The following is a 19,388-nucleotide window of genomic DNA, read 5'->3' as shown; positions in this document are numbered from 1 at the left end:
CTTAACGTTTCGAATAACTATGAACAAACTCCGTTAATTTCTTCAATCTGGCGGGACTGATTTCAGGTGTCACCCCATGTCCAAGATTAAAAATATGACTTGGGTGTTGTTTCCCTTCATCAATAATTTGCTTTGTTCTCTCTTCTACAATATTCCAATCCGCCAACAAAAAGGCTGGGTCCAGGTTTCCTTGCAGAGCTTTGGTAACATCTAACTGTCTCGCTTCACTAATTGATAAGCGCCAGTCCAAACCAATCACATCTACAGCGAGGTCATTCCATTCTTTAATTAAATGACTTGCACCAACACCGAAAATGATTAACGGGACATTATTTTTTCTTAATTCAAGGAAAATACGTTCCATAACTGGCTTAATATATTTGCGATAATCTGCAACATTCAAAGCGCCAACCCATGAATCAAAGATTTGGATTGCTTGCGCTCCTGCATTCACTTGTGCTTCCACATAAGTAATTGTCATATCTGCAAGTTTATCCATTAAAGCAAACCATGCTTTTGGATCACTATACATTAATGCTTTTGTTTTATGGTAATTTTTAGATGGTCCACCTTCAATCATATAACTTGCTAATGTAAATGGCGCTCCACTAAAACCGATAAGCGGCACATTTAATTGCTCTTTTGTAAGTAAGCGGATTGTTTCTAACACGTATGGAACATCACTAACGGGATCTATCTTGCCTAATTTCTCTACATCCTTAAGTGATGTTATCGGATTTTCAATTACTGGGCCGATTCCCGATTTGATTTCTACATCCACACCAATCGCAGGAAGTGGTGACATAATATCCTTGTAAAGAACTGCTGCATCCACATCATACATTTCTACAGGTAATCTTGTCACATATGCACAAAGTTCTGGTTGATGGGTAATTTCAAATAAAGAGTACTTCTTTTTTAATTCACGATATTCCTTTTGGGATCTGCCAGCTTGGCGCATATACCAAACAGGAGTATAATCCGTTTCTTCACCTCTAAAAGCCTTTAAAATCGTATCATTAAATTTTGTCATTTTTCCTCACCCTTTTTGTCATTCCACTCTACTATAGAATGTTTAACGGTTTCTGTATAGTTTTTTAAAACATTGTTCACTAAATTGTAATTATTATAACTAAAAAACAATTTTAAATAACAATTATCTAAAAGTCAAACGTTATTGATGTAATATTTGACCGTTCGCCTTCCTTACCTGTCAACCGATTATATGGAACAACGTAATAATTCCCGCTATTAAATACACTGATTTGATCAATAGTGAATTGGCCTTCCCCTTCCACCTCACCAATTAGTGGATCTTCTCCATCTCTCTGTTCGTAAATTCGGTAGATTACTCGTTTATCGTCAGAGGCTGTCCAGTATAGTTTGCCTTTAAAAATAGAGAAACCACCAAATTTAAAGGAACCAGTAACATCTGAAATTGTCGGTAATTCGATCGGATCTTCTAAGTCATTAATATTTTGAGGAACGTTGAAGTTAGATTCCAACCCGATCTGTTTATCGATCTCCGTTAAAATTGCCTTCGTTAATTTAGTTGGTGCCTCACTGCCTGTTGTTAAGTAATTTTGCTCAGATATTTGCGAAAAGCCCATCCATGCTGTCACAACGTATTGTGGCGTAACTCCTGCAAACCACGCATCCTTTACTTCTCCAGCGACTAACGGGTGTTCTGTTGATCCTGTCTTTCCAGCAAGTGCACCGTTGAAGTCTCCGGCCTGGGCAGTACCTTTATCAACGGTTGCTTCAAGCATTCTTAACATATTCCAGGCCACCTGCGGGTTAAACACTTGATTTGTCTTTTGTTCAACTACAGAAAGTTTTTCCCCATTCCGATCTGTTATTGATTGAATACTGCGAGGTTCCAACCATTCACCGTTATGAATAAATGTTCTGTAAGACTCGGTCACTTGTAATGGAGTAACCCCATGTTCTAATCCTCCTAATGCAATCGCCAAGCCGTTATCCTCAACCATCATATTCATTTTCTCTAAAATTGATTTACTGTAACTTATGCCAATTTGGTCCAATGTCCAGACAGCTGGTGCATTCTTTGACTGTACAATTGCCTCATACATCGTTACTTCTCCTGAAAATGCACGATCAGCATTTTGAACACGATAGCCATTATAATCAATATCCTGGTCAGATAAATAATCATACGGCTGAAATGCTTCTAATTCCATTGCTGGTCCATATACTGCAATTGGCTTCATTACAGAACCTGGTTGTTTAGGTACATGAAGATGATTGACTTTGTTTAGTTCAAACTGTCTGCCTGCAATCAATGCTTTTAAATATCCTGTATTCTGTTCCATTAAAACAAACGCACCATCAACTTCCCCGCTTTCGGAAGGGAAATATTGATCTTGCTGCATGATTTCATATGCCATTTTTTGCATCATCGGGTCCATATATACTTCTATTGTATATCCACCACGTTTTAAAGCATCCCTGCTTAGACCATAAACTGTTTCAACTTCCTCTAACACATGAGCAAAATAGTCATCAAGCCATGGTTCTCTATCCTCTTCTTGTGGTTTAACTTTAACGTTCTTTGCCTGGAGGCTTAACATTTCTTCTGTAGAGATTGTTTCAAAATCAGCCATCTGCTGCAATGCGATGTCTCGTCTTTGTTTTGCTTTCTCTATATCTATATAAGGCGAATACGTATTTGGCGCTTTAACCATTCCAGCAAGCAGTGCACCTTCCTCAATCGTTAACTCTTCAATATTTTTGCCAAAATAGTAATTCGCTGCTGTTCCAACCCCATATATTCCATGAGCAAAATACACTTCATTTAAGTAAAGTTCTAATATATTTTTCTTACTGTAATTTCTTTCCAGATGAATGGAGGCCATTATTTCTTTTGTTTTTCGCATCCATGTTTTATCATTAACTAAGAAAAGGTTTTTTGCTAATTGCTGGGTAATCGTACTACCACCTTCCACTTTACTCATTGCCAGTATATCCCTGTAAACAGCTCGAGCAACCGAAGGAAAAGAAATGCCTGCATGACTATAAAAGCGTTGATCTTCTAATGCTAGAAAAGCTGCCTCAACATGATCAGGAATTTGCTCAATCGTAACGTAATCACGATTTTCTGTATATAACTTACCAAGTACAGTCCCATCTTCTGTCACTACTTGTGATGCTGTCGGTAAGATAACAGCTTTTTCATCAAAAAACAAAACGACCGCCGAAAATTATGAATAAATAACCAGATATTGCTATCAAGAACATGGAACAGATAATAATGGCAACCCACTTGAAACGTTTAATCCACTGGATGCCTTTATTCAGCCATTGTTTATATTGTTCCAAACTTTTACACACCTTTCTATGAAAAAAACACACTGATTCTATTTTATCATACTTAACATTCAAATACTTCTGAAACAGGACGGAGGAATAGGTAAATGAAAGCATATATGACAAATGGAACCTATGATTTTTTGGAAAAATTGAAGGAGAAGCATGAGATTGATCTTTTTCTCATCATGCATAATGGAGAAAAAGCAATTGCCTACTATGAAAGCAACGAACGTTCCATTTTCCAGACAAGCCGCAACTATGAAATAATCGCAAAAGAAGGAAATTTAGCTGAGACAGGATATGCTTCTCTGTTACACATGCCGATTACAGAAGAAGGACGACCACTATTTGAACACGAGTGGAAGGAGAAAGTCTCAGACATTGCGCAATTAAATGGAGTGATTTCGGTAAGAATATTGCGCCCTGTTAAAGGGAGAGAATACATTATCTTTACGGAATGGGCACACAATGACGCTTATCAAGTTCAAAAAAATTATTTCACCGAAAATGAAAAAAAACCATACAGTGCAGGAGCCAACTATGAAATGACATATAATGTTGGTGATTTGGAGGAAGAAGAGTAAAGCAAAAGTGGTTCTGATATCAATGAAAAAGCTGATCCCCCTAAAACGGAATCAGCTTTTCTTTTATTCTAATACTTCTGTTTCAAAGAAGTTTTCAAATTCTGTCTGAGGTTGTTCACCTACAATACGTGCAGACTCTTCACCAGCTTCAAAATGCACCAGTGTTGGAGTTGATTGAATACCGTATTTTTGCCATTGGGTCTCAAATTCTTTTAAGTTCATTTTCACCAAATCTACTCCGTATTCCTCCGCTAGCGGTACAACGACTGGGGTTGTTCTTTGGCAATGGATACAGTTCGGGTCATAGAAATATACCGTAACATCTTCACCGTTTTCTAATTTCTCTGCCAGTTCATCTGGCAAGATTTGATTCTGGTACATTGGATCATCCAATTGATCAATTGTGCCTTGGTCTAATTTCGATTTATTATATGGATTTCCCTCTGATGCTTTTTGGTTTTGATAGTTAACGACAAACCATAGTGCTCCGAATATTGCTACGAGCACTAGTACAAAGATGATCATCTTTTTCAAATTAAACTCTCCTTTGTTGTACAATTAAGACAAGGTGTATAACAAAAATTACGATAAATGCGATAAGTGCCTGGAACGGTATCGTTATAAATCCAAGGAACTCCACATAAATTCCATTACATGGAACTAGTCCACAAGCATCCCCTGCTGATGACATACTCGGCACTTGCTGAATAAGATAATGATAAGTAGATACACCAATTCCTATTCCGCTCATTATAAGTCCGGGAAAAGCATAGCGAATATCCTTTTTATAAAGGGCATAGCCGTAAATCAATACAAGTGGATACATTAATATTCTTTGATACCAGCATAGTTCACACGGTATATATCCTTGTACTTCTGAGTAAAATAAACTGCCTAACATCGCGACTAAACTTTGCGCCCATGCAATAAACAGTAACGTCTCTTTTTTCTTATCCATTTATACACCTCTCCTCCACCATTTTATTATACATAGATCAATTATAAAAACAAACATATGAGACATTTAACTAATATGTTTCACAGTTTCGTCAAATTTCACTACTCGAGAGATTTAATTACTTTGATGCAAAAAGGCACATTCGCTTTGTTCTATAATAGAACGGCAAAGAAATATGCATGGTAAAAGGCTTATCAGTCAACATTTACATAGAAAGACTATTAATCTCACAAAGAAAGGAAGCAACCCTATGAGCTGCTCCCCTTCTTAACCTACATATTGATAATAGATTTTCTTTGCTTTAACAATATCTTTCGTACCATGGATGAAAGTACGGCCATCTTTAAAAATAACTATTCGATAACTGTCTACTTCAAAAGAAATAAGAAAAGCGTTTTTCCTTACATTGACTGGTGAATGACGGTTAATATGTACCACTAGTTGATCCAAATCCATCTCTCTCCGATGATTCCCTCTAATTTGGACAGTGTCCCTACCGCATAAAACAGCTGTTTTCATTTGGGCATCGTAAGAGAGGTTTGGATACTCTCCAAGTACACATGAAGGGCATTGATCATCTTTTAACCGTTTCACTTCTAACTCCATTCGTTCATTTTTCCATAAGTCAAATCCGGTTAATTTTCCTGATAATGCTTCTAAATGATTGGTTAAAATTTTTAGCGCTTCTGTCATTTGGTGGGCAACTACCATTTGTACTGTAGGGCTAATAATCCCCACGGTGTCACATGTTGCACCATCATTAGGAATATGATCAAGCAAACAATGTAAACATGGTGTCAAGCCAGGTATGATGGTAAAAGTAACACCATAACTTGCAACACATCCACCATAGATCCACGGTTTCTTATGTTTTTGAGCAATGTCATTAAGGATTAATCGTGTGTCAAAATTATCTGTTGCATCAATGATTAGATCAACTTGCGGTACAATCTTCTCCAGTTCATCTACACCAGCATCTTCTACAATTGCTTCAATCACAATACTTGAATTTACCCGTTTCAGTCTTTGTTGCGCTGCAATTGCTTTCGGTGTTTGCCGTTCCACATCTTGCTCTGTAAACAATTGCTGTCTTTGAAGATTACTTGCCTCAACATAATCGCGATCAATTAATGTTAATTTACCAACACCCGCTCGCGCCAACATTTCTGCACTGCTTGAACCAAGTGCACCAACACCAATAATCAGTACATGACTATTCTCCACCATCGCTTGCCCTTTATTACCTATCGGCTCAAACAATATTTGTCTATGATAACGATTATCCACCAACACTAATCCCTTCCTGAGGACTGCTTGCGATGGCATATTGCTTCTTCCCGATTCGGCCAGCTTCATATCCTAATCTTCCTGCTTCAATTGCCAGTTTCATAGCTTTTGCCATTTTCACTGGATCATCGGCACCTGATACAGCAGTATTCAATAACACGCCATCTGCTCCTAATTCCATTGCATAAGCCGCATCACGAGGAGAACCAATCCCTGCATCAACAATGACAGGTACATTTGCCTGTTCGATAATAAATCTTAAATTTAATGGATTAATAATGCCTTGGCCGGAACCAATCGGGGAAGCTCCAGGCATAATTGCATGTGCACCTAGTTCTTCAAGCTTTCTAGCTAAAACAACATCATCAGAAGTATATGGTAATACCGTAAATCCTTCTTCCAGTAAAATTTCCGTCGCTTTTAAAGTTTCAACAGGGTCTGGTAATAATGTTTTATCACAGCCAATTACCTCTACTTTTATCATGTCACACAATCCGGACGCATCAGCCAACTTCGCAATACGAACAGCTTCTTCAGCATTTTTTGCTCCTGCTGTATTTGGTAAAAAGCGATACTTTTTCAGATCAATTTTTTCTAAGAAATTCGGCTGCTCTGCATCAAAGATATTCATTCTCCTAACAGCAAAGGTTAATACTTCCGTCTCGGAAACCTCTACAGCTTTTTTCTGTATCTCATAATCCGGATATTTTCCTGTTCCTAACAATAATCTTGAGGTGAACTGAAATTTCCCTACTTTTAACATGATTATCCTCCTCCAACAAAATGTACGATTTCTAATTGGTCTCCATTTGAGACACTTACTTTCTTATGATCTTGTTTTTTTAATATGGTTTGATTGTGTTCTACAATTAATGATTTGTCAGTTAGGCCTAAAGCTGTGATTAATTCTTCTATATTTTTCACATCTGTTTGCAATTCTAATGGATCTCCATTAATAATCAGCTTCATCTTCGATAACACACCCTTTACACAAATGCTCGCTGCACTCTGTTTAGAGCAAAGCTTGCAGCATATTTAGCAGCTGCTTTTCCTTCGATTAAATCCGCTACCATCATTCCTGTAATCGGTGACAACAAGATGCCATTGCGATAATGCCCTGCAGCAACATATACTCCATCCCTGCCAGGCACCTCTCCTATATAAGGAAAACCATCGCTAGTTTGTGGTCGAATTCCTGCCCAGAAGTGCTCTAACTGTGCATGTTCGATAGCAGGGATAATTTTCCTTGCTTTTGTTAGTAATTGTTGTACACCTTTCACACGAACCGTTTTATCTGTAATACCATGAAGAGATGTAGCACCGATGATAATGCTGCCATCATTTTTTGGTACTAAGTAGCATCCATCAGAGAATATCGTACTTTCGATTAATGGCTGGTCTGGTCTTACCGAAATGCATTCCCCTTTTACAGGAGTAATAGCTAAATCATAAGGTAACCACTTGGTTGTATCTTTACCTGTTGCCATCACTATTTGATCAGAATAATATAGACCATTTGTTGTTCTTACACCTTTTAGGCCATTTTCCTGTTCGATCAATTCACTAACTTGGGTATGTTCTAACAACACTGCTCCATGGTTTCGTGCAGCTTTAGCAAAAGCTAGTGTTAATTGAGGGGCAGAAACCTGACCATCATCAGGAAAAAATAAAGCAGCAAGGAAATTTCCTGTTAATCTTCTCTCTTTTAATAACGCAGCCTTCTGGGTAAGGAGAAGAGCTGACTCACCAGCTTTTCCTTGAAACCTGGCAATCTCTTTCAATTCAATCAATTGTTTCTCAGTAAATGCTAACTTCATCGTTCCTTTTTGGATTAATCCAATATTAATTCCACTCGCTTCTTCTAATTCCCTTGACAATTCAGGAAAAAAAGCACGGCTTTGTCTTGCAAAGTGAAATAATGCACTATCTGAAGAGAATTCCAACTGTGCTCCTAACATACCTGCAGCAGCACTTGATGCACCACTTCCGATTACATCATTTTCTATTACCAGGACCCGATATCCTCTTTTGCTTAATTGATAAGCAATCGAACAACCAATTACGCCACCACCTACAACAATTTGATCATAATGTTCTCTCAAAATGTTCCTCCTCCCAATGATTGAATCTTTCATAATAAGCCTTTGCCGCTTGCAAAGGCGCAGGCGATTCCCAAAAAGCGGAGATCATCGCTAATCCTTTTGCCCCTGCACCCAAGACTTCCTCCACTTGCTCTGGATGGATTCCTCCCACTGCAATTGTTGGGATGGAGATAGATTTTGCAACACGCTGTAATGCTTGAATTCCTCTAGGCTTTACTCCTTGTTTCGATTTACTGTGGTAGATGTGTCCATATAAAATAAAGTCAGCACCATCTTTTTCCGCTTTCCAAGCTTCTTCGATTGAATGTACAGATTTACCTATTTTTAAATCTGGAAATTGTTTTTTCACTAATGTTACCGGCAGACTATTGTAAGCTAGTTGAACACCAGTACACCCTTTCATCACAGCAAGGTCAACTCGATCATTTATGATGACTTTAGATAATGGGATACCGATACCTGCTAAGAAATCAAGTATTTGCATTAGTTCTGCAGCAGTTTTTGATTTTTCTCTTACATGAATATAATCAAAATAATGATGCATCGTTCTTAATTGTGCTAGTTCCTTTTTTGTTGATTTTCCATTCGTGATCAGGTGAATCCCTTTCATAGCAAAACCTCCAATCCATCCATATAGTGAGGAAAATGGCAGAAAAAAACCACCCTTCCAGTAAAGAAGAGTGGTGTTATGATTTCATAAGTAAAGTACTCACTTGTTCCACCACTTCCCTCCGCTAGTGTTAACCAGATCAGGTTCAAAGGGTCCGAATAAATTCGTCTCAGCCGCATAAGGCTCCCCTAGTGTTCAATCAATTATTCAATTAAAGGATATATCGCTTACATATACAGCATAACATATAATTGGAATTCCCGCCAATATCTATTCATGTCAAATGTTTATTTTACTCGAATATGGGAAGATATATATTAGAAAGAAAATAATGAAAGGATGTTATTACAAATGGCACAAGATCAAGAAAAACTGCAACAGTTATTAGATGGATTGAATGTTGATTTAGCAAACGAATATGCTGCAACTATCATGTACACGTATCACGCATCAGTGGTTTCAGGACTATACCGCTCATTATTAAAACCATTTTTTGAAGATGAAATTAATGATGAGATCGGACACGCTTTATACTTATCAGATAAGATTAAAACATTAGGTGGAACGCCTACAACTACTCCTGCAAAAGTAGAACAATTAACGGATGTACAGGAAATGTTAGAAGCTACACTAAAAGCGGAAACAGAAACAATTGAACGATATGAAAAACGTAAAAAACAAGCAGAAGAATTAGGATTTACAGAACTGGTTGTAAAATTAGATGATATGATTGCAGATGAAACACACCATAAAGAAGAAACAGCAAGATTACTTTCAGACAAATCATTTTTTAGCTAACCCTCTCCCATTATTTATAGATAGAAAACAGACTTCCAGTACAATCTGGAAGTCTGTTTTCTTTTTCCCGCTATGTTATAATTACTCGAAAAAGGAGGGGAAACCATGCTTCACGAATTATTTCAGGAAATAGATAATAATTATGATGAGATGATTGAAATCCGCCGATATTTACACCAGCATCCCGAGCTGTCTTTCCATGAATACAAAACAGCCAAATATATTCAGGAATTTTACAACAAATTGAACATACCTTTCCGGGCAAGTGTTGGAGGCAATGGTGTTGTTGCAAAACTTGTTGGTGCTAAACCCGGTAAAACGATTGCTCTAAGAGCGGATTTTGATGCCCTTCCAATAGAAGACGAAAAAAATGTCCCTTATCGCTCAAAGAATCAAGGGGTTATGCATGCATGTGCCCATGATGGTCATACCGCAACATTACTAACTATTGCGAAAGTACTAAATAAATATAAAGAACAACTTCCCGGCACGATTATATTTATTCATCAACATGCAGAAGAAGTAGCTCCTGGCGGTGCTCAGCCAATGATTGCTGATGGTGCCCTGGACGGAGTAGATTATGTATATGGTACACACCTTTGGACAAACACTCCTTATGGAATTGTTCAAACAGCACCAGGAAATTTTATGGCGGCTGCGGATAAGTTTACCATTACGATAAAAGGGAATGGCGGGCATGGAGGAATCCCGCATCAGACGAAAGATCCCATCGTCATTGGGTCACAGCTTGTCACTAATTTACAACAGATTGTTAGTCGAAAATTAGATCCATTGACTACTGCAGTTCTTTCTATCGGCAAATTTCATGCAGGGAACGCCTATAATGTTATACCGGATACAGCAGTAATGGAAGGAACGGTCCGAACATTTGATCCAGAATTACAACAACTGATTATTACTGAAATGGAAAAGATAATTAAAGGCACATGCCAAAGCTATGATGCAGATTATACATTTGATTATCAAAAAGGCTATCGTCCTGTTGTCAATCACTCCATCCATGCGGAACTAATTATTCAATCTGCGGAAAATTTGGAAGAAGTAAACAGCGCTGAAATGAGTGTTCCGAGTATGACCGGTGAAGATTTTGCATATTATTTAGAAGAAAGACCTGGGGCATTTTTCTTTACTGGTGCTCAAAAAAAAGACCAATTTGTACCACATCATCATCCAATGTTTGACTTTGACGAAAGAGCGATGAAGATTGCTGCCAAAACATTAATTAGTACAGTAATGGAAGCTAATCTACTCTAACCCCGCTACAAAAGAGGCTGGCAAAAGGAGTTAATCCATACTATAATCCGGACGGTTCAACTGAATTTGTCCGGATTATTTGCTTTCCAGGATCTATCATCCTCTATATGCCAGGTTACTGCTTTAGAAGAGAGACTTTCTATGGAATGGATGACCAAACCTAAACTTACCTTACGTGATGCCGTCTTTACAGGATGATCGTTGTTCCACTTATTCGTCTTGTAAACCATTAAAAGCTGAGGTGTTGCCCACGGAAAGCGAGTATTTTCCCCAGCGGTGAGCTAGCATTATCTATATTAGTACATTAGTGAGTGATATATACTTGTGTATTTATTGTTCGGTTGTTAGATTTTCTATTTTTGTTATGTTTCATCCCTCTTTATCTTCGATTAATCTTTGTATGAACATATTTCGGAATAAGGAAAATAGTAAAGATGATTGAAGCAACTACCATTAATCCGCCCGTTAAGTAACTTTCTACTATTAATAAGAAAATCGCAAACAATAACATTTGCACTGCCATTAATTGTTGAAGCCATTTAACAAACTCCTGTTGACGGACTTTTCGCGAGACAGGATACAAATCGAGCCAAAGAATTGTTGTATGATGCTTCCATAGTGGCATTAGTTGGATAATGGTCATATAGCTGAACAAAATAGCAAAGATAAGCTTAAGCCATATATTTGGAACAAAGAAAATCAGCAATGCCCCAATTATTAATAAACGGGTATAGATACCAAAATATTCACTACTTCTTGCACTTGTTAATCGGAATAAATAAGTGTAACTGTTTTTTTGATCAAATGGTACAGATCCTGTTAAAAGACGAGCAAAAAACGTCCGTTTCTTAACAGAAGTTTCTAAATGCGGTACATCTGTAAACATATTAGCCAAACGGTAAAATGACCGCATTCTTAAATAATCTCGCTCAATTAATAATTCCCAATTGATCGCCTTTTGCCTCTTTGACAGGGCTAAATTATAGGAGAATATAACCATTAACAATACTGTAACAATGATCAACAGCAATGTTTCTTGTTTTATAAAAAAATAGATTAATGCACTGATCAGTAAATAGCGGACAATGATATCCATTGTTCTCATTGAATTGTCACGAACTTTTAACATCCACCAATTGGCGGTTAAGCTCCACCCTTTTACAATCAATAGTATTAATAAAAGTAACCCATAAGTATTTCCTTCAAATTTGGTCAGGTATAAAGGTGCCAAAGCTGCAAAAATAAATAAAAATAAATAAATCTGCATAATGTAACTGTAAAATAATGTACGTGTAAAATAACCTTTTAATTGATGTTCAGCAGGAATAAGGAAAACAATGTCAGCCTTTTTCAGCATTGTTTGAATGGGGCTATGTGTTGTGACAACCCCTAACAGGATTGAGATAATAAGAGCTGCCGGAAACGTCTCTGGTAATTGCTCCAGCCATTTTTGATAATAAACCGCTAATGCAGACAGGATAAAAAACATGGCGATCGCAAGATGACCTGTGAGAATATATTTTAAATAACGATTTAATTCTTTCAAATGTGCTTTTAAGCGTTCGATAAACAATGCATTTGCATCAAGCATGGGCATCTGCTTCCTTTGTCAATTGGATATATAAATCATCTAATGTTGCCTCAGGTTGTCCAAACTCAATTCGTAGTTCTGCTAATGTACCTTTTGCTCTGATTTTGCCATCATGTAAAATAACAAAACGATCACAATACCGTTCCGCTGTCGCTAGAATATGTGTGGACATCAACACTCCTGCTCCATTTTCTTTCATTTGATTCATCCATTGTAAATAGGATTGAATCCCAAGCGGATCTAAACCGACAAAAGGCTCATCCACTATATACAATGCAGGCTCAACGAGAAACGCTGCCATGATCATTACTTTCTGACGCATCCCTTTCGAAAAGTGGATCGGAAATGCTTTTAATTTCTTTTCTAATCGAAACTCTTTCAATAATGGCTGGACACGTTTATGAAATGTATCTTCAGATAACCCATACGCCATTGCAGTTAATCGTAAATGTTCTTCTAAATTTAATTCATCATATAATACAGGCATTTCGGGAATATATGTAAATTGTGACCGATAGCTATCCTCAGCCTCATCAAACGTTTTCCCATTGATAGAGACTTTGCCCTTTTTTGGCTGCATTAAGCCAATCACATGCTTAATCGTTGTACTCTTTCCCGCACCGTTTAGTCCAATTAGACCGACTATTTCATTTGGATAAACATCAAAAGAAATACCATGAAGGACATTCCGATGAGTATAACCGCCTTCTAAGTTCTCAATATGTAATAATGATTTCATTCAACCCTTCCTTTCATTCACCAACGACCATGTTAGTAATCAATAAATTTATTTTAATATTCTTATCTATAGAAAAAACCTGCTTTTTTAAAATCTTACCACTTTATTAACAAGTTGCCAAAAAATTATAGTTTCGTGTCTGTAACTTAAAGAGATTGTTGCGCTTCTTTTCAATTATTTATACAATAGAGTCAGATGGAAAAAGCACGAACAATACTCTTAACAAAGGAGCGTCTATAATGACAGTACATAGAGAATGCATTTTTTGTAAAATTATAGAAGGTGAGATTCCTTCTGCAAAAGTGTATGAAGATAATGATGTCTATGCATTTCTTGACATTAGCCAAGTGACCAAAGGACATACACTAATCGTGCCAAAAACACATACGAAGGATATTTATGAAACAAATGAAGAAATTGCAGCGAAGCTATTTAGTCGTGTCCCAAAAGTCGCTAATGCGATAAAAAAAGCATTTCAGCCCAATGGCATAAATATACTTAATAATAATGAGGCGGCTGCTGGGCAATCTGTCTTTCATTTACACATTCATCTCATCCCTCGTTATGGGAAAGAAGATGGATTTGGTGCAAAATGGGTGACTAACGAAAGTGCATATTCAGCAAACGAACTAGCGGACATCGCAAGTACCATTCACGAGCAAATCAACTAATCCTTAAAGAAAGTGGTTTTATTCCAAAAGAAACAGTGAATAATAAGTATAAAAGGGAGTGTGTTATATGATAAATGCAAAGTCTTTATTATTCGGAATTGTTGTAGGTGGAGCAATAAGTGCAACAGCGACTTTATTAAGCACACCAAAGTCTGGCAAGGAATTGCGATATGATGTCAAATATAGAAGTGATGAAGCGATTCAAGCAATTAAACACTTCAAAGAGGATGGTGTTGACTTAAAGGAGCAAATCGCGAAAACTTCTAAAGAAGGTGCTGCTTTAATTAAAGATCTCTCAGCAGATGTGAAACAATCGATTGAATCCTGGAAACAAACGGTGGAACCCCATCAAAAGAATATTCAAAAATATTTAAATCAAATCGAAAAAAGCTTGAGAGAATTAGAAGAAAAAACAAAGAAACAAACGGAAGAAGTGTAATCTTTTCTATGGGAACGACTAAAACTAGTCGTTCTTTTTATATTTAAAATGAATTTGGATGAACTCTTTAATTAAATCTTCGTACATTCCTTCATCCCTTAATGCAAGCATTGTTTGTTCAGGATCAAGCTTCTCACATAGCCCTCCGACAAAGCGGATTAACAATTGTTCATAATTTAAATAACCCTCAAGCTTCCATTCAGAAAACGTTTGTGCCAGTTCGTCCAGCATTTTAAGCAGCATTTGATATTCCTTTTCTGTTACCCCCGATTCCACCAATAACCTTACTAGTGGATGCGAATCAATATTACTAATAGAAAGTAACAAATGAATATGAAATTGTTGTTTCTTTAATTCCCTTTCCATTTCCATATAATGAAAGACAACCTTTCTATTACTTCAAAATATATGCTGCTCTCCTTTATTTATACTCTTAATTTATAGAAGAAGTCAACACATTAAAAAGATATCGTTTACAATTTATTTTTTTTGTAAAATCTATTGCTTTTTACTTCAAATCATACTATAGTCGTGAAGTGCTTTTCTAACAGAGCATATACTGAACTTACAATGATAATTACAATTGAGATAAAACGAGGTGATTCCATGAATTGCTGGGATACAATAAACGTAGAAAAAAAGTTAGGGGTCAGCCGAATTATTATACTTTCATTGATTTTTGGGCTTCTATCATTTATTACATTATATCTACCGTTTACCTTTATTCATACAAAAGCGGTGATTCAAGATTATGGGTTTATCCCATTACTAGCAGGCTTAGCAATATTACCAATATTGCATAAATTATTTCACGTCATTCCATTAAAAATTTCGAACAAACAGTTAAAAATAACTTGGGCATTTGCTCTATACTTTATTCCATATTTAAAAGTTTGCTCCAATACAAAAACATCCAAGCCAATTTTGCTTATTGCATTAGTAGCACCAACTATTTTCATCACCATTCCTTGCATTATTGCCGGGTATCTTTATCCTAGTTATTATCCTTATTTACTGTTATATGGTGCGGTAAATTTAAGCTTATCTTACGTTGATTTTATCTATATCAAGCATTTGTGGAAAGCACCTAAGAAATGTATAATATCTAATGATGAGCAAGGTTATGACATTTTAATTAAACGCTAAAGACAAGGGAGTTATTCCCTTGTCTTTTTTTGTTCACCAAATGAAACCAATCAGACATACTGTTCAAATCTTCTTTTTTTTGTTAAAGTAATAATTGAGATTAAGGAGGTAGATTCATGCTTTTTGTGTTCGTAGTTTTTTCAGTATTTGTTTTATTTATTTTTAATTCATTAACTTATAGATTGTGTATGCAGACAGAAATGGGCGAAGAAAAACAACCGAACGTGTTTCGTACCATCAATGTCTTAATAACGATATTATTAATATCTTCTTATGTAGAAGTTATTTATACGTGAGGAAAATATGTAAAAAGAGAGGAATCTCTTAATTCGCTATTTTTTTTAGCTGAAAATATGTTATATTAATGCGAGAGTTAAAAAATAGCATTAGCAAATAGTAGGAGTGTATGCAGATGAAAAAATTATTAATGACAGTAACAGTCGCAGCAAGTGTTATCGCACTTTCCGCTTGTTCTTCAGATGAGTCTGAAACAGTTGTGGAAACAGAATCAGGAAATATTACGAAAGAAGCTTTATATGAAGAACTACTAGAAACAAACGGGGAACAAGCAATCCAGACTTTAGTTATTCAAACAATTCTTGAAAATAATTATGAAGTAAGTGATGAAGAAGTTGAAGCTGAAGTTAATTCTGAAATAGATACAATGAAGAGTCAATATGGAGACCAATGGGAAATGGTTATCCAAGGTAGCGGGTATGTAGATGAAGATGACCTGAAAGAACAAATGACAGAAGATATTAAATTAAAAATCTTACAGGAAAAAGCAATTACAGAAGATATTGAAGTAACAGAAGAGGAAATTAATACACATTACGAAAGAATGTCAACAGAATTAGTTGCAAGTCATATCCTTGTTGAAGATGAAGAAACAGCTAATGAGGTATTAGATAAATTAAATGCAGGCGAGGACTTTGCCGCACTAGCACAGGAATACTCTTCTGACGGCAGTGCACAAAATGGCGGAGATTTAGGACAGTTTGGTCCTGGTAGAATGGTATCTGAATTTGAAGATGCAGCATACAACTTAGAAGTTGACGAAATTAGTGAACCAGTACAAACACAGCATGGCTACCACATTATTAAAGTAACTGACCGTGTAGCAATTGACGATGTAAAACCATTAGAAGAGATTGAAGATCAAATTAAAAGAGAAATTGCCATGAGAAAAGTGGACAATGCTACTATGCAAACAAAAATGCAAGATTTAATTACAAATGCAAACATTGATGTAAAAATAGATGAGTACAAAGATTTATTTGCAGCACCAGAGACTTCACCAGAAGCAGAAGGTACTGATGGGGCAAACGAACCAGCGGACTCAGAAGAAAATGCTGAGACGGATGAATCAACGGAATCGGGAGATACTGCAGAAACAGAAGAAAATGCTGAGGACGCAGCAGATACGACAGAAGAATAAACAATACCCCTATCTCTTTTCACAAGAGATAGGGTTTTTCATTAAAGGAGTGGAAAAATGGCCAATAAGTATTATTTTTATCAAATGATTCCTATCCAATATTCATTAACCGATCAGCAAAAAGAAGAGATTCTTACTACATATCCTCCCCCAGCATTACCAACTGCTGAACCAGCCTTTAACTTACAGGAGACCAAAAAAGGAATGTCTGTAACGGCAAGAGTATTACTGAATGATTATGATATAAAACAAACAAAAACTAACAAATCCTTTTTAAAAATAACTTTCAGCAATCAGGCTGGTAATATCCCGGCTAAAATGTGGGATAATAACAATTCAGTAGAAACGACGGTACCATTACTGGAGAAGTCAGGTGTCTTTAACATCCAAGGCCAAGTAGATGAATTCAACGGATTTAAAAGTATAACCTTAAACCATATTACGCCATGTGATGAGAAAATAGATCCATTCCAATTACTGGCATATACGAAGCAAGATCTTAATGAGCTTACATCAGAATTATTTGCTTACATTTACGAGTTAAAACAACCTTATCAATCAATTGTACTTAATGCTATGGATAAATTATGGGACAGCTTCAAGCTTAGTCCTGCCGCTAAGGGATATCATCACAACTACTTAGGAGGCCTATTAAAGCATACAATCGGGCTCATGCGTTTTTGCAGATATATCACTGTGATAGAAGAGAATCCATTTCAGGCAGTAATTAAACTGATTCATAAAGTGGAAACCCAATACAAACAAGAGATATGGGAATCTCTCAAGCGTGATGAAGCTATGAATCAATTTATCTGGAAAGGTACGATTGATCATTTGTACAGTATGTTACATGGCATGTCTGAATATAAATATGATTCGATTAATTATGATGCGTTAATGACAAGCATACTGTTTCACGATATCGGTAAATTATTGGAATATGATTATGCCGGGAGAAGTATGGATGTCTTTCATTATCTATACCCTTCGGCTCAATTTGAAGAGCCTCACAGGAAACAATCAGGGATTGCAATGGATCGACTAGGTTCAATGGTTGGACACATTCCTTACGGTGTTTTACTCTTAAATAAGGTACTGGAAGACAACCAGATTGCAGTTAGTATGGAGGCAATTCATCTTATGTCACACTGTATTCTCTGTCATCACGGATTACCTGAATGGGGAAGTGCTGTTAGAAAACCGCTTACTATAGAAGGCTATATCATTCATATTGTGGATTACTTAGACAGCCGTTATGAAAATACAGAAAATGATGAGGAAAAATAAAGGGGTTTAAAGATGAACTGGCAATTTTGGAATCATATTAGTCCAGAGAACTGGCTAAAGATTGGTATTTCGATTGGGGTTTTTCTCTTATTCTTAATCTTAAGAAAACTGTTTACAAAATATATTTTTTATTTAATCGTAAAATTAACAAAAAGAGCGAAATCAGAACTACTCAATCAAGTGGTAGAAGCATTTGAAAGACCTTTAAGATGGGTATTTATTTTTATTGGTATTTTTATCGCAATAGATTTTTTCCCGTATCTTGATCAGGAAAATGATTTATTGATTCAATTATTAAGAGCTGGCTATATTATTGTTATTACATGGGGATTGTATAATTTATCCTCCAACAGTTCTATTTTATTTATGAAAATCAACAGTCATACAGCCATAGAAATTGACCAAATACTTATCCCGTTCTTATCTAAAGCTATTCGGGTGATTATTATTGTCATTAGCGTAAGTGTCATTGCAGAGGTATTTCACTACAATGTTAGTGGTTTAGTAGCAGGACTTGGTCTTGGAGGTTTAGCTTTCGCCCTTGCAGCACAAGAGGTTATCAAAAACCTGTTTGGCGGTATTGTAATTATAACAGAAAGGCCATTTTCCATCGGTAATTGGATTCAGACACCAACGGTAGAAGGGGTTGTGGAAGACATCAATTTCCGCAGTACTATTATTCGTACGTTTGCCGATGCATTGATTACCATTCCTAACTCTACGTTATCCAATGAACCAATAACGAACTGGAGTGAAATGGGTAAACGTCAAATTAACTTTCACTTAGGCGTGGAATATAGCACACCAAAAGAAAAGTTAGAGAACGTAACCAATCAAATTAGAGATTATTTAGTAAACAACCCAGAAATTCACCAGGAAACCCTTTTCGTTCGTTTTACTGACTATAATAGCAGCAGCTTAGATATTATGCTCTATTTCTTTACAAAAACAACGGTATGGGGCGAATACTTACGTATTAAAGAAGAAGTTAATTTTAAAATTATGGATATTTTAGAGAAAGAAGGAGTATCAGTTGCCTTCCCTTCACGTACAATTTATATGGATGAAGATCGTAAGCATATAATGAATAACCCTTCACCAATGGAGGAATAATAGAAAGCCAGATCGGTTTC

At 36.3% G+C, this 19,388-nt stretch carries 24 protein-coding genes and 1 riboswitch; of the genes, 10 read left to right on the top strand and 14 right to left on the bottom strand.

Going from position 1 to position 19,388, the window contains the following annotated elements; all coding sequences use genetic code 11:
• Position 1 precedes the first annotated feature (1 nt).
• The 3 genes from hemE to ACFOY7_RS08895 form a co-directional block, all read right to left on the bottom strand.
• The gene (gene hemE, locus ACFOY7_RS08905; protein WP_390251495.1) at positions 2-1,033 is read right to left on the bottom strand and encodes a uroporphyrinogen decarboxylase; all 1,032 of its coding nucleotides are present in this window, start codon (positions 1,031-1,033) and stop codon (positions 2-4) included.
• 127 nt (positions 1,034-1,160) lie between these two features.
• A complete protein-coding gene (locus ACFOY7_RS08900; protein ID WP_390251493.1) occupies positions 1,161-3,206 on the bottom strand; it encodes a transglycosylase domain-containing protein in 2,046 nt (681 codons plus the stop codon).
• Positions 3,196-3,339 carry a hypothetical protein gene (locus ACFOY7_RS08895; protein WP_390251491.1) on the bottom strand — a complete coding sequence of 48 codons (144 nt, stop codon included), beginning with the start codon at positions 3,337-3,339 and terminating at the stop codon, positions 3,196-3,198. The genes ACFOY7_RS08900 and ACFOY7_RS08895 overlap by 11 nt, the downstream gene beginning before the upstream one ends.
• Positions 3,340-3,434: 95 nt before the next feature.
• Between ACFOY7_RS08895 and ACFOY7_RS08890 the strand changes: the two genes are divergently transcribed.
• A complete protein-coding gene (locus tag ACFOY7_RS08890; protein WP_390251489.1) occupies positions 3,435-3,914 on the top strand; it encodes an antibiotic biosynthesis monooxygenase family protein in 480 nt (159 codons plus the stop codon).
• 63 nt (positions 3,915-3,977) lie between these two features.
• Here the strand turns inward: ACFOY7_RS08890 and ACFOY7_RS08885 are convergent, their stop codons facing one another.
• From ACFOY7_RS08885 to ACFOY7_RS08855, 7 genes are all read right to left on the bottom strand, one after another.
• A complete protein-coding gene (locus ACFOY7_RS08885) occupies positions 3,978-4,448 on the bottom strand; it encodes a thioredoxin family protein (RefSeq protein WP_390251487.1) in 471 nt (156 codons plus the stop codon).
• A 1-nt stretch (position 4,449) separates the two neighbouring features.
• Positions 4,450-4,872: a disulfide oxidoreductase gene (locus tag ACFOY7_RS08880; RefSeq protein ID WP_390251485.1), complete on the bottom strand. Its 423-nt coding sequence runs from the start codon at positions 4,870-4,872 to the stop codon at positions 4,450-4,452.
• A gap of 267 nt (positions 4,873-5,139) precedes the next feature.
• On the bottom strand, positions 5,140-6,198 hold the full coding sequence (locus ACFOY7_RS08875) for a MoeB/ThiF family adenylyltransferase (protein ID WP_390251483.1): 1,059 nt from the start codon (positions 6,196-6,198) through the stop codon (positions 5,140-5,142).
• Positions 6,152-6,922 carry a thiazole synthase gene (locus tag ACFOY7_RS08870; RefSeq protein ID WP_390251481.1) on the bottom strand — a complete coding sequence of 257 codons (771 nt, stop codon included), beginning with the start codon at positions 6,920-6,922 and terminating at the stop codon, positions 6,152-6,154. Before ACFOY7_RS08870 ends, ACFOY7_RS08875 begins: the two co-directional genes overlap by 47 nt.
• A 2-nt stretch (positions 6,923-6,924) precedes the next feature.
• Entirely contained in the window at positions 6,925-7,128 is a 204-nt protein-coding gene (thiS, locus tag ACFOY7_RS08865) for a sulfur carrier protein ThiS (protein WP_390251479.1), read from the bottom strand.
• Positions 7,129-7,145: 17 nt separating this feature from the next.
• The gene (thiO, locus tag ACFOY7_RS08860) at positions 7,146-8,261 is read right to left on the bottom strand and encodes a glycine oxidase ThiO (RefSeq protein WP_390251477.1); all 1,116 of its coding nucleotides are present in this window, start codon (positions 8,259-8,261) and stop codon (positions 7,146-7,148) included.
• A complete protein-coding gene (locus tag ACFOY7_RS08855) occupies positions 8,245-8,871 on the bottom strand; it encodes a thiamine phosphate synthase (protein ID WP_390251475.1) in 627 nt (208 codons plus the stop codon). Before ACFOY7_RS08855 ends, thiO begins: the two co-directional genes overlap by 17 nt.
• A 99-nt stretch (positions 8,872-8,970) precedes the next feature.
• Positions 8,971-9,071: riboswitch (TPP riboswitch) on the bottom strand.
• A gap of 151 nt (positions 9,072-9,222) precedes the next feature.
• Here ACFOY7_RS08855 and ACFOY7_RS08850 point away from each other — a divergent pair.
• The gene (locus ACFOY7_RS08850) at positions 9,223-9,669 is read left to right on the top strand and encodes a ferritin-like domain-containing protein (RefSeq protein ID WP_390251473.1); all 447 of its coding nucleotides are present in this window, start codon (positions 9,223-9,225) and stop codon (positions 9,667-9,669) included.
• A gap of 105 nt (positions 9,670-9,774) precedes the next feature.
• Positions 9,775-10,944, top strand: coding sequence for a M20 family metallopeptidase (locus ACFOY7_RS08845; protein WP_390251471.1), 1,170 nt, complete (start codon positions 9,775-9,777; stop codon positions 10,942-10,944).
• A gap of 56 nt (positions 10,945-11,000) precedes the next feature.
• Here the strand turns inward: ACFOY7_RS08845 and ACFOY7_RS08840 are convergent, their stop codons facing one another.
• The 3 genes from ACFOY7_RS08840 to ACFOY7_RS08830 all read right to left on the bottom strand — a co-directional run bounded on the left by ACFOY7_RS08840 (position 11,001) and on the right by ACFOY7_RS08830 (position 13,274).
• Positions 11,001-11,174, bottom strand: coding sequence for a hypothetical protein (locus tag ACFOY7_RS08840; RefSeq protein ID WP_390251469.1), 174 nt, complete (start codon positions 11,172-11,174; stop codon positions 11,001-11,003).
• Positions 11,175-11,323: 149 nt separating this feature from the next.
• On the bottom strand, positions 11,324-12,535 hold the full coding sequence (locus tag ACFOY7_RS08835; protein WP_390251467.1) for an ABC transporter permease: 1,212 nt from the start codon (positions 12,533-12,535) through the stop codon (positions 11,324-11,326).
• Positions 12,528-13,274, bottom strand: a complete 747-nt coding sequence (locus tag ACFOY7_RS08830) for an ABC transporter ATP-binding protein (protein ID WP_390251465.1) — start codon at positions 13,272-13,274, stop codon at positions 12,528-12,530. Before ACFOY7_RS08830 ends, ACFOY7_RS08835 begins: the two co-directional genes overlap by 8 nt.
• A 239-nt stretch (positions 13,275-13,513) precedes the next feature.
• On the opposite strand from ACFOY7_RS08830, the gene ACFOY7_RS08825 reads away from it, so the two are divergent.
• Both ACFOY7_RS08825 and ACFOY7_RS08820 read left to right on the top strand, forming a co-directional pair.
• Positions 13,514-13,945, top strand: a complete 432-nt coding sequence (locus ACFOY7_RS08825; RefSeq protein WP_390251463.1) for an HIT family protein — start codon at positions 13,514-13,516, stop codon at positions 13,943-13,945.
• Positions 13,946-14,012: 67 nt separating this feature from the next.
• Positions 14,013-14,384 carry a YtxH domain-containing protein gene (locus ACFOY7_RS08820; protein ID WP_390251461.1) on the top strand — a complete coding sequence of 124 codons (372 nt, stop codon included), beginning with the start codon at positions 14,013-14,015 and terminating at the stop codon, positions 14,382-14,384.
• Between the two features lie 24 nt (positions 14,385-14,408).
• Here ACFOY7_RS08820 and ACFOY7_RS08815 read toward each other — a convergent pair whose 3' ends face one another.
• Positions 14,409-14,750 (bottom strand): DUF1878 family protein, encoded by a 342-nt coding sequence (locus ACFOY7_RS08815; protein WP_390251459.1) that lies wholly within the window; start codon positions 14,748-14,750, stop codon positions 14,409-14,411.
• Between the two features lie 240 nt (positions 14,751-14,990).
• Here ACFOY7_RS08815 and ACFOY7_RS08810 point away from each other — a divergent pair, with 240 nt between their 5' ends.
• The 5 genes from ACFOY7_RS08810 (at position 14,991) to ACFOY7_RS08790 (ending at position 19,368) form a co-directional block, all read left to right on the top strand.
• Positions 14,991-15,530 carry a DUF3267 domain-containing protein gene (locus ACFOY7_RS08810; protein WP_390251457.1) on the top strand — a complete coding sequence of 180 codons (540 nt, stop codon included), beginning with the start codon at positions 14,991-14,993 and terminating at the stop codon, positions 15,528-15,530.
• Between the two features lie 116 nt (positions 15,531-15,646).
• Complete coding sequence (locus ACFOY7_RS08805; protein ID WP_390251455.1) at positions 15,647-15,826, top strand: hypothetical protein; 180 nt, start codon at positions 15,647-15,649, stop codon at positions 15,824-15,826.
• Between the two features lie 116 nt (positions 15,827-15,942).
• Complete coding sequence (locus ACFOY7_RS08800) at positions 15,943-16,968, top strand: peptidylprolyl isomerase (protein ID WP_390251453.1); 1,026 nt, start codon at positions 15,943-15,945, stop codon at positions 16,966-16,968.
• A 57-nt stretch (positions 16,969-17,025) separates the two neighbouring features.
• Complete coding sequence (locus tag ACFOY7_RS08795) at positions 17,026-18,255, top strand: HD domain-containing protein (protein WP_390251451.1); 1,230 nt, start codon at positions 17,026-17,028, stop codon at positions 18,253-18,255.
• A gap of 12 nt (positions 18,256-18,267) precedes the next feature.
• A complete protein-coding gene (locus ACFOY7_RS08790) occupies positions 18,268-19,368 on the top strand; it encodes a mechanosensitive ion channel family protein (protein WP_390251449.1) in 1,101 nt (366 codons plus the stop codon).
• The last annotated feature ends 20 nt before the right edge of the window (positions 19,369-19,388 follow it).

Origin of the sequence: Gracilibacillus xinjiangensis, assembly GCF_042651765.1 — a bacterium.
Taxonomy (GTDB): Bacteria; Bacillota; Bacilli; order Bacillales; family Amphibacillaceae; genus Gracilibacillus; species Gracilibacillus xinjiangensis.
The sequence above is the reverse complement of the archived record's forward strand: the minus strand, read 5'-3'. Positions and strand labels throughout refer to the sequence as shown.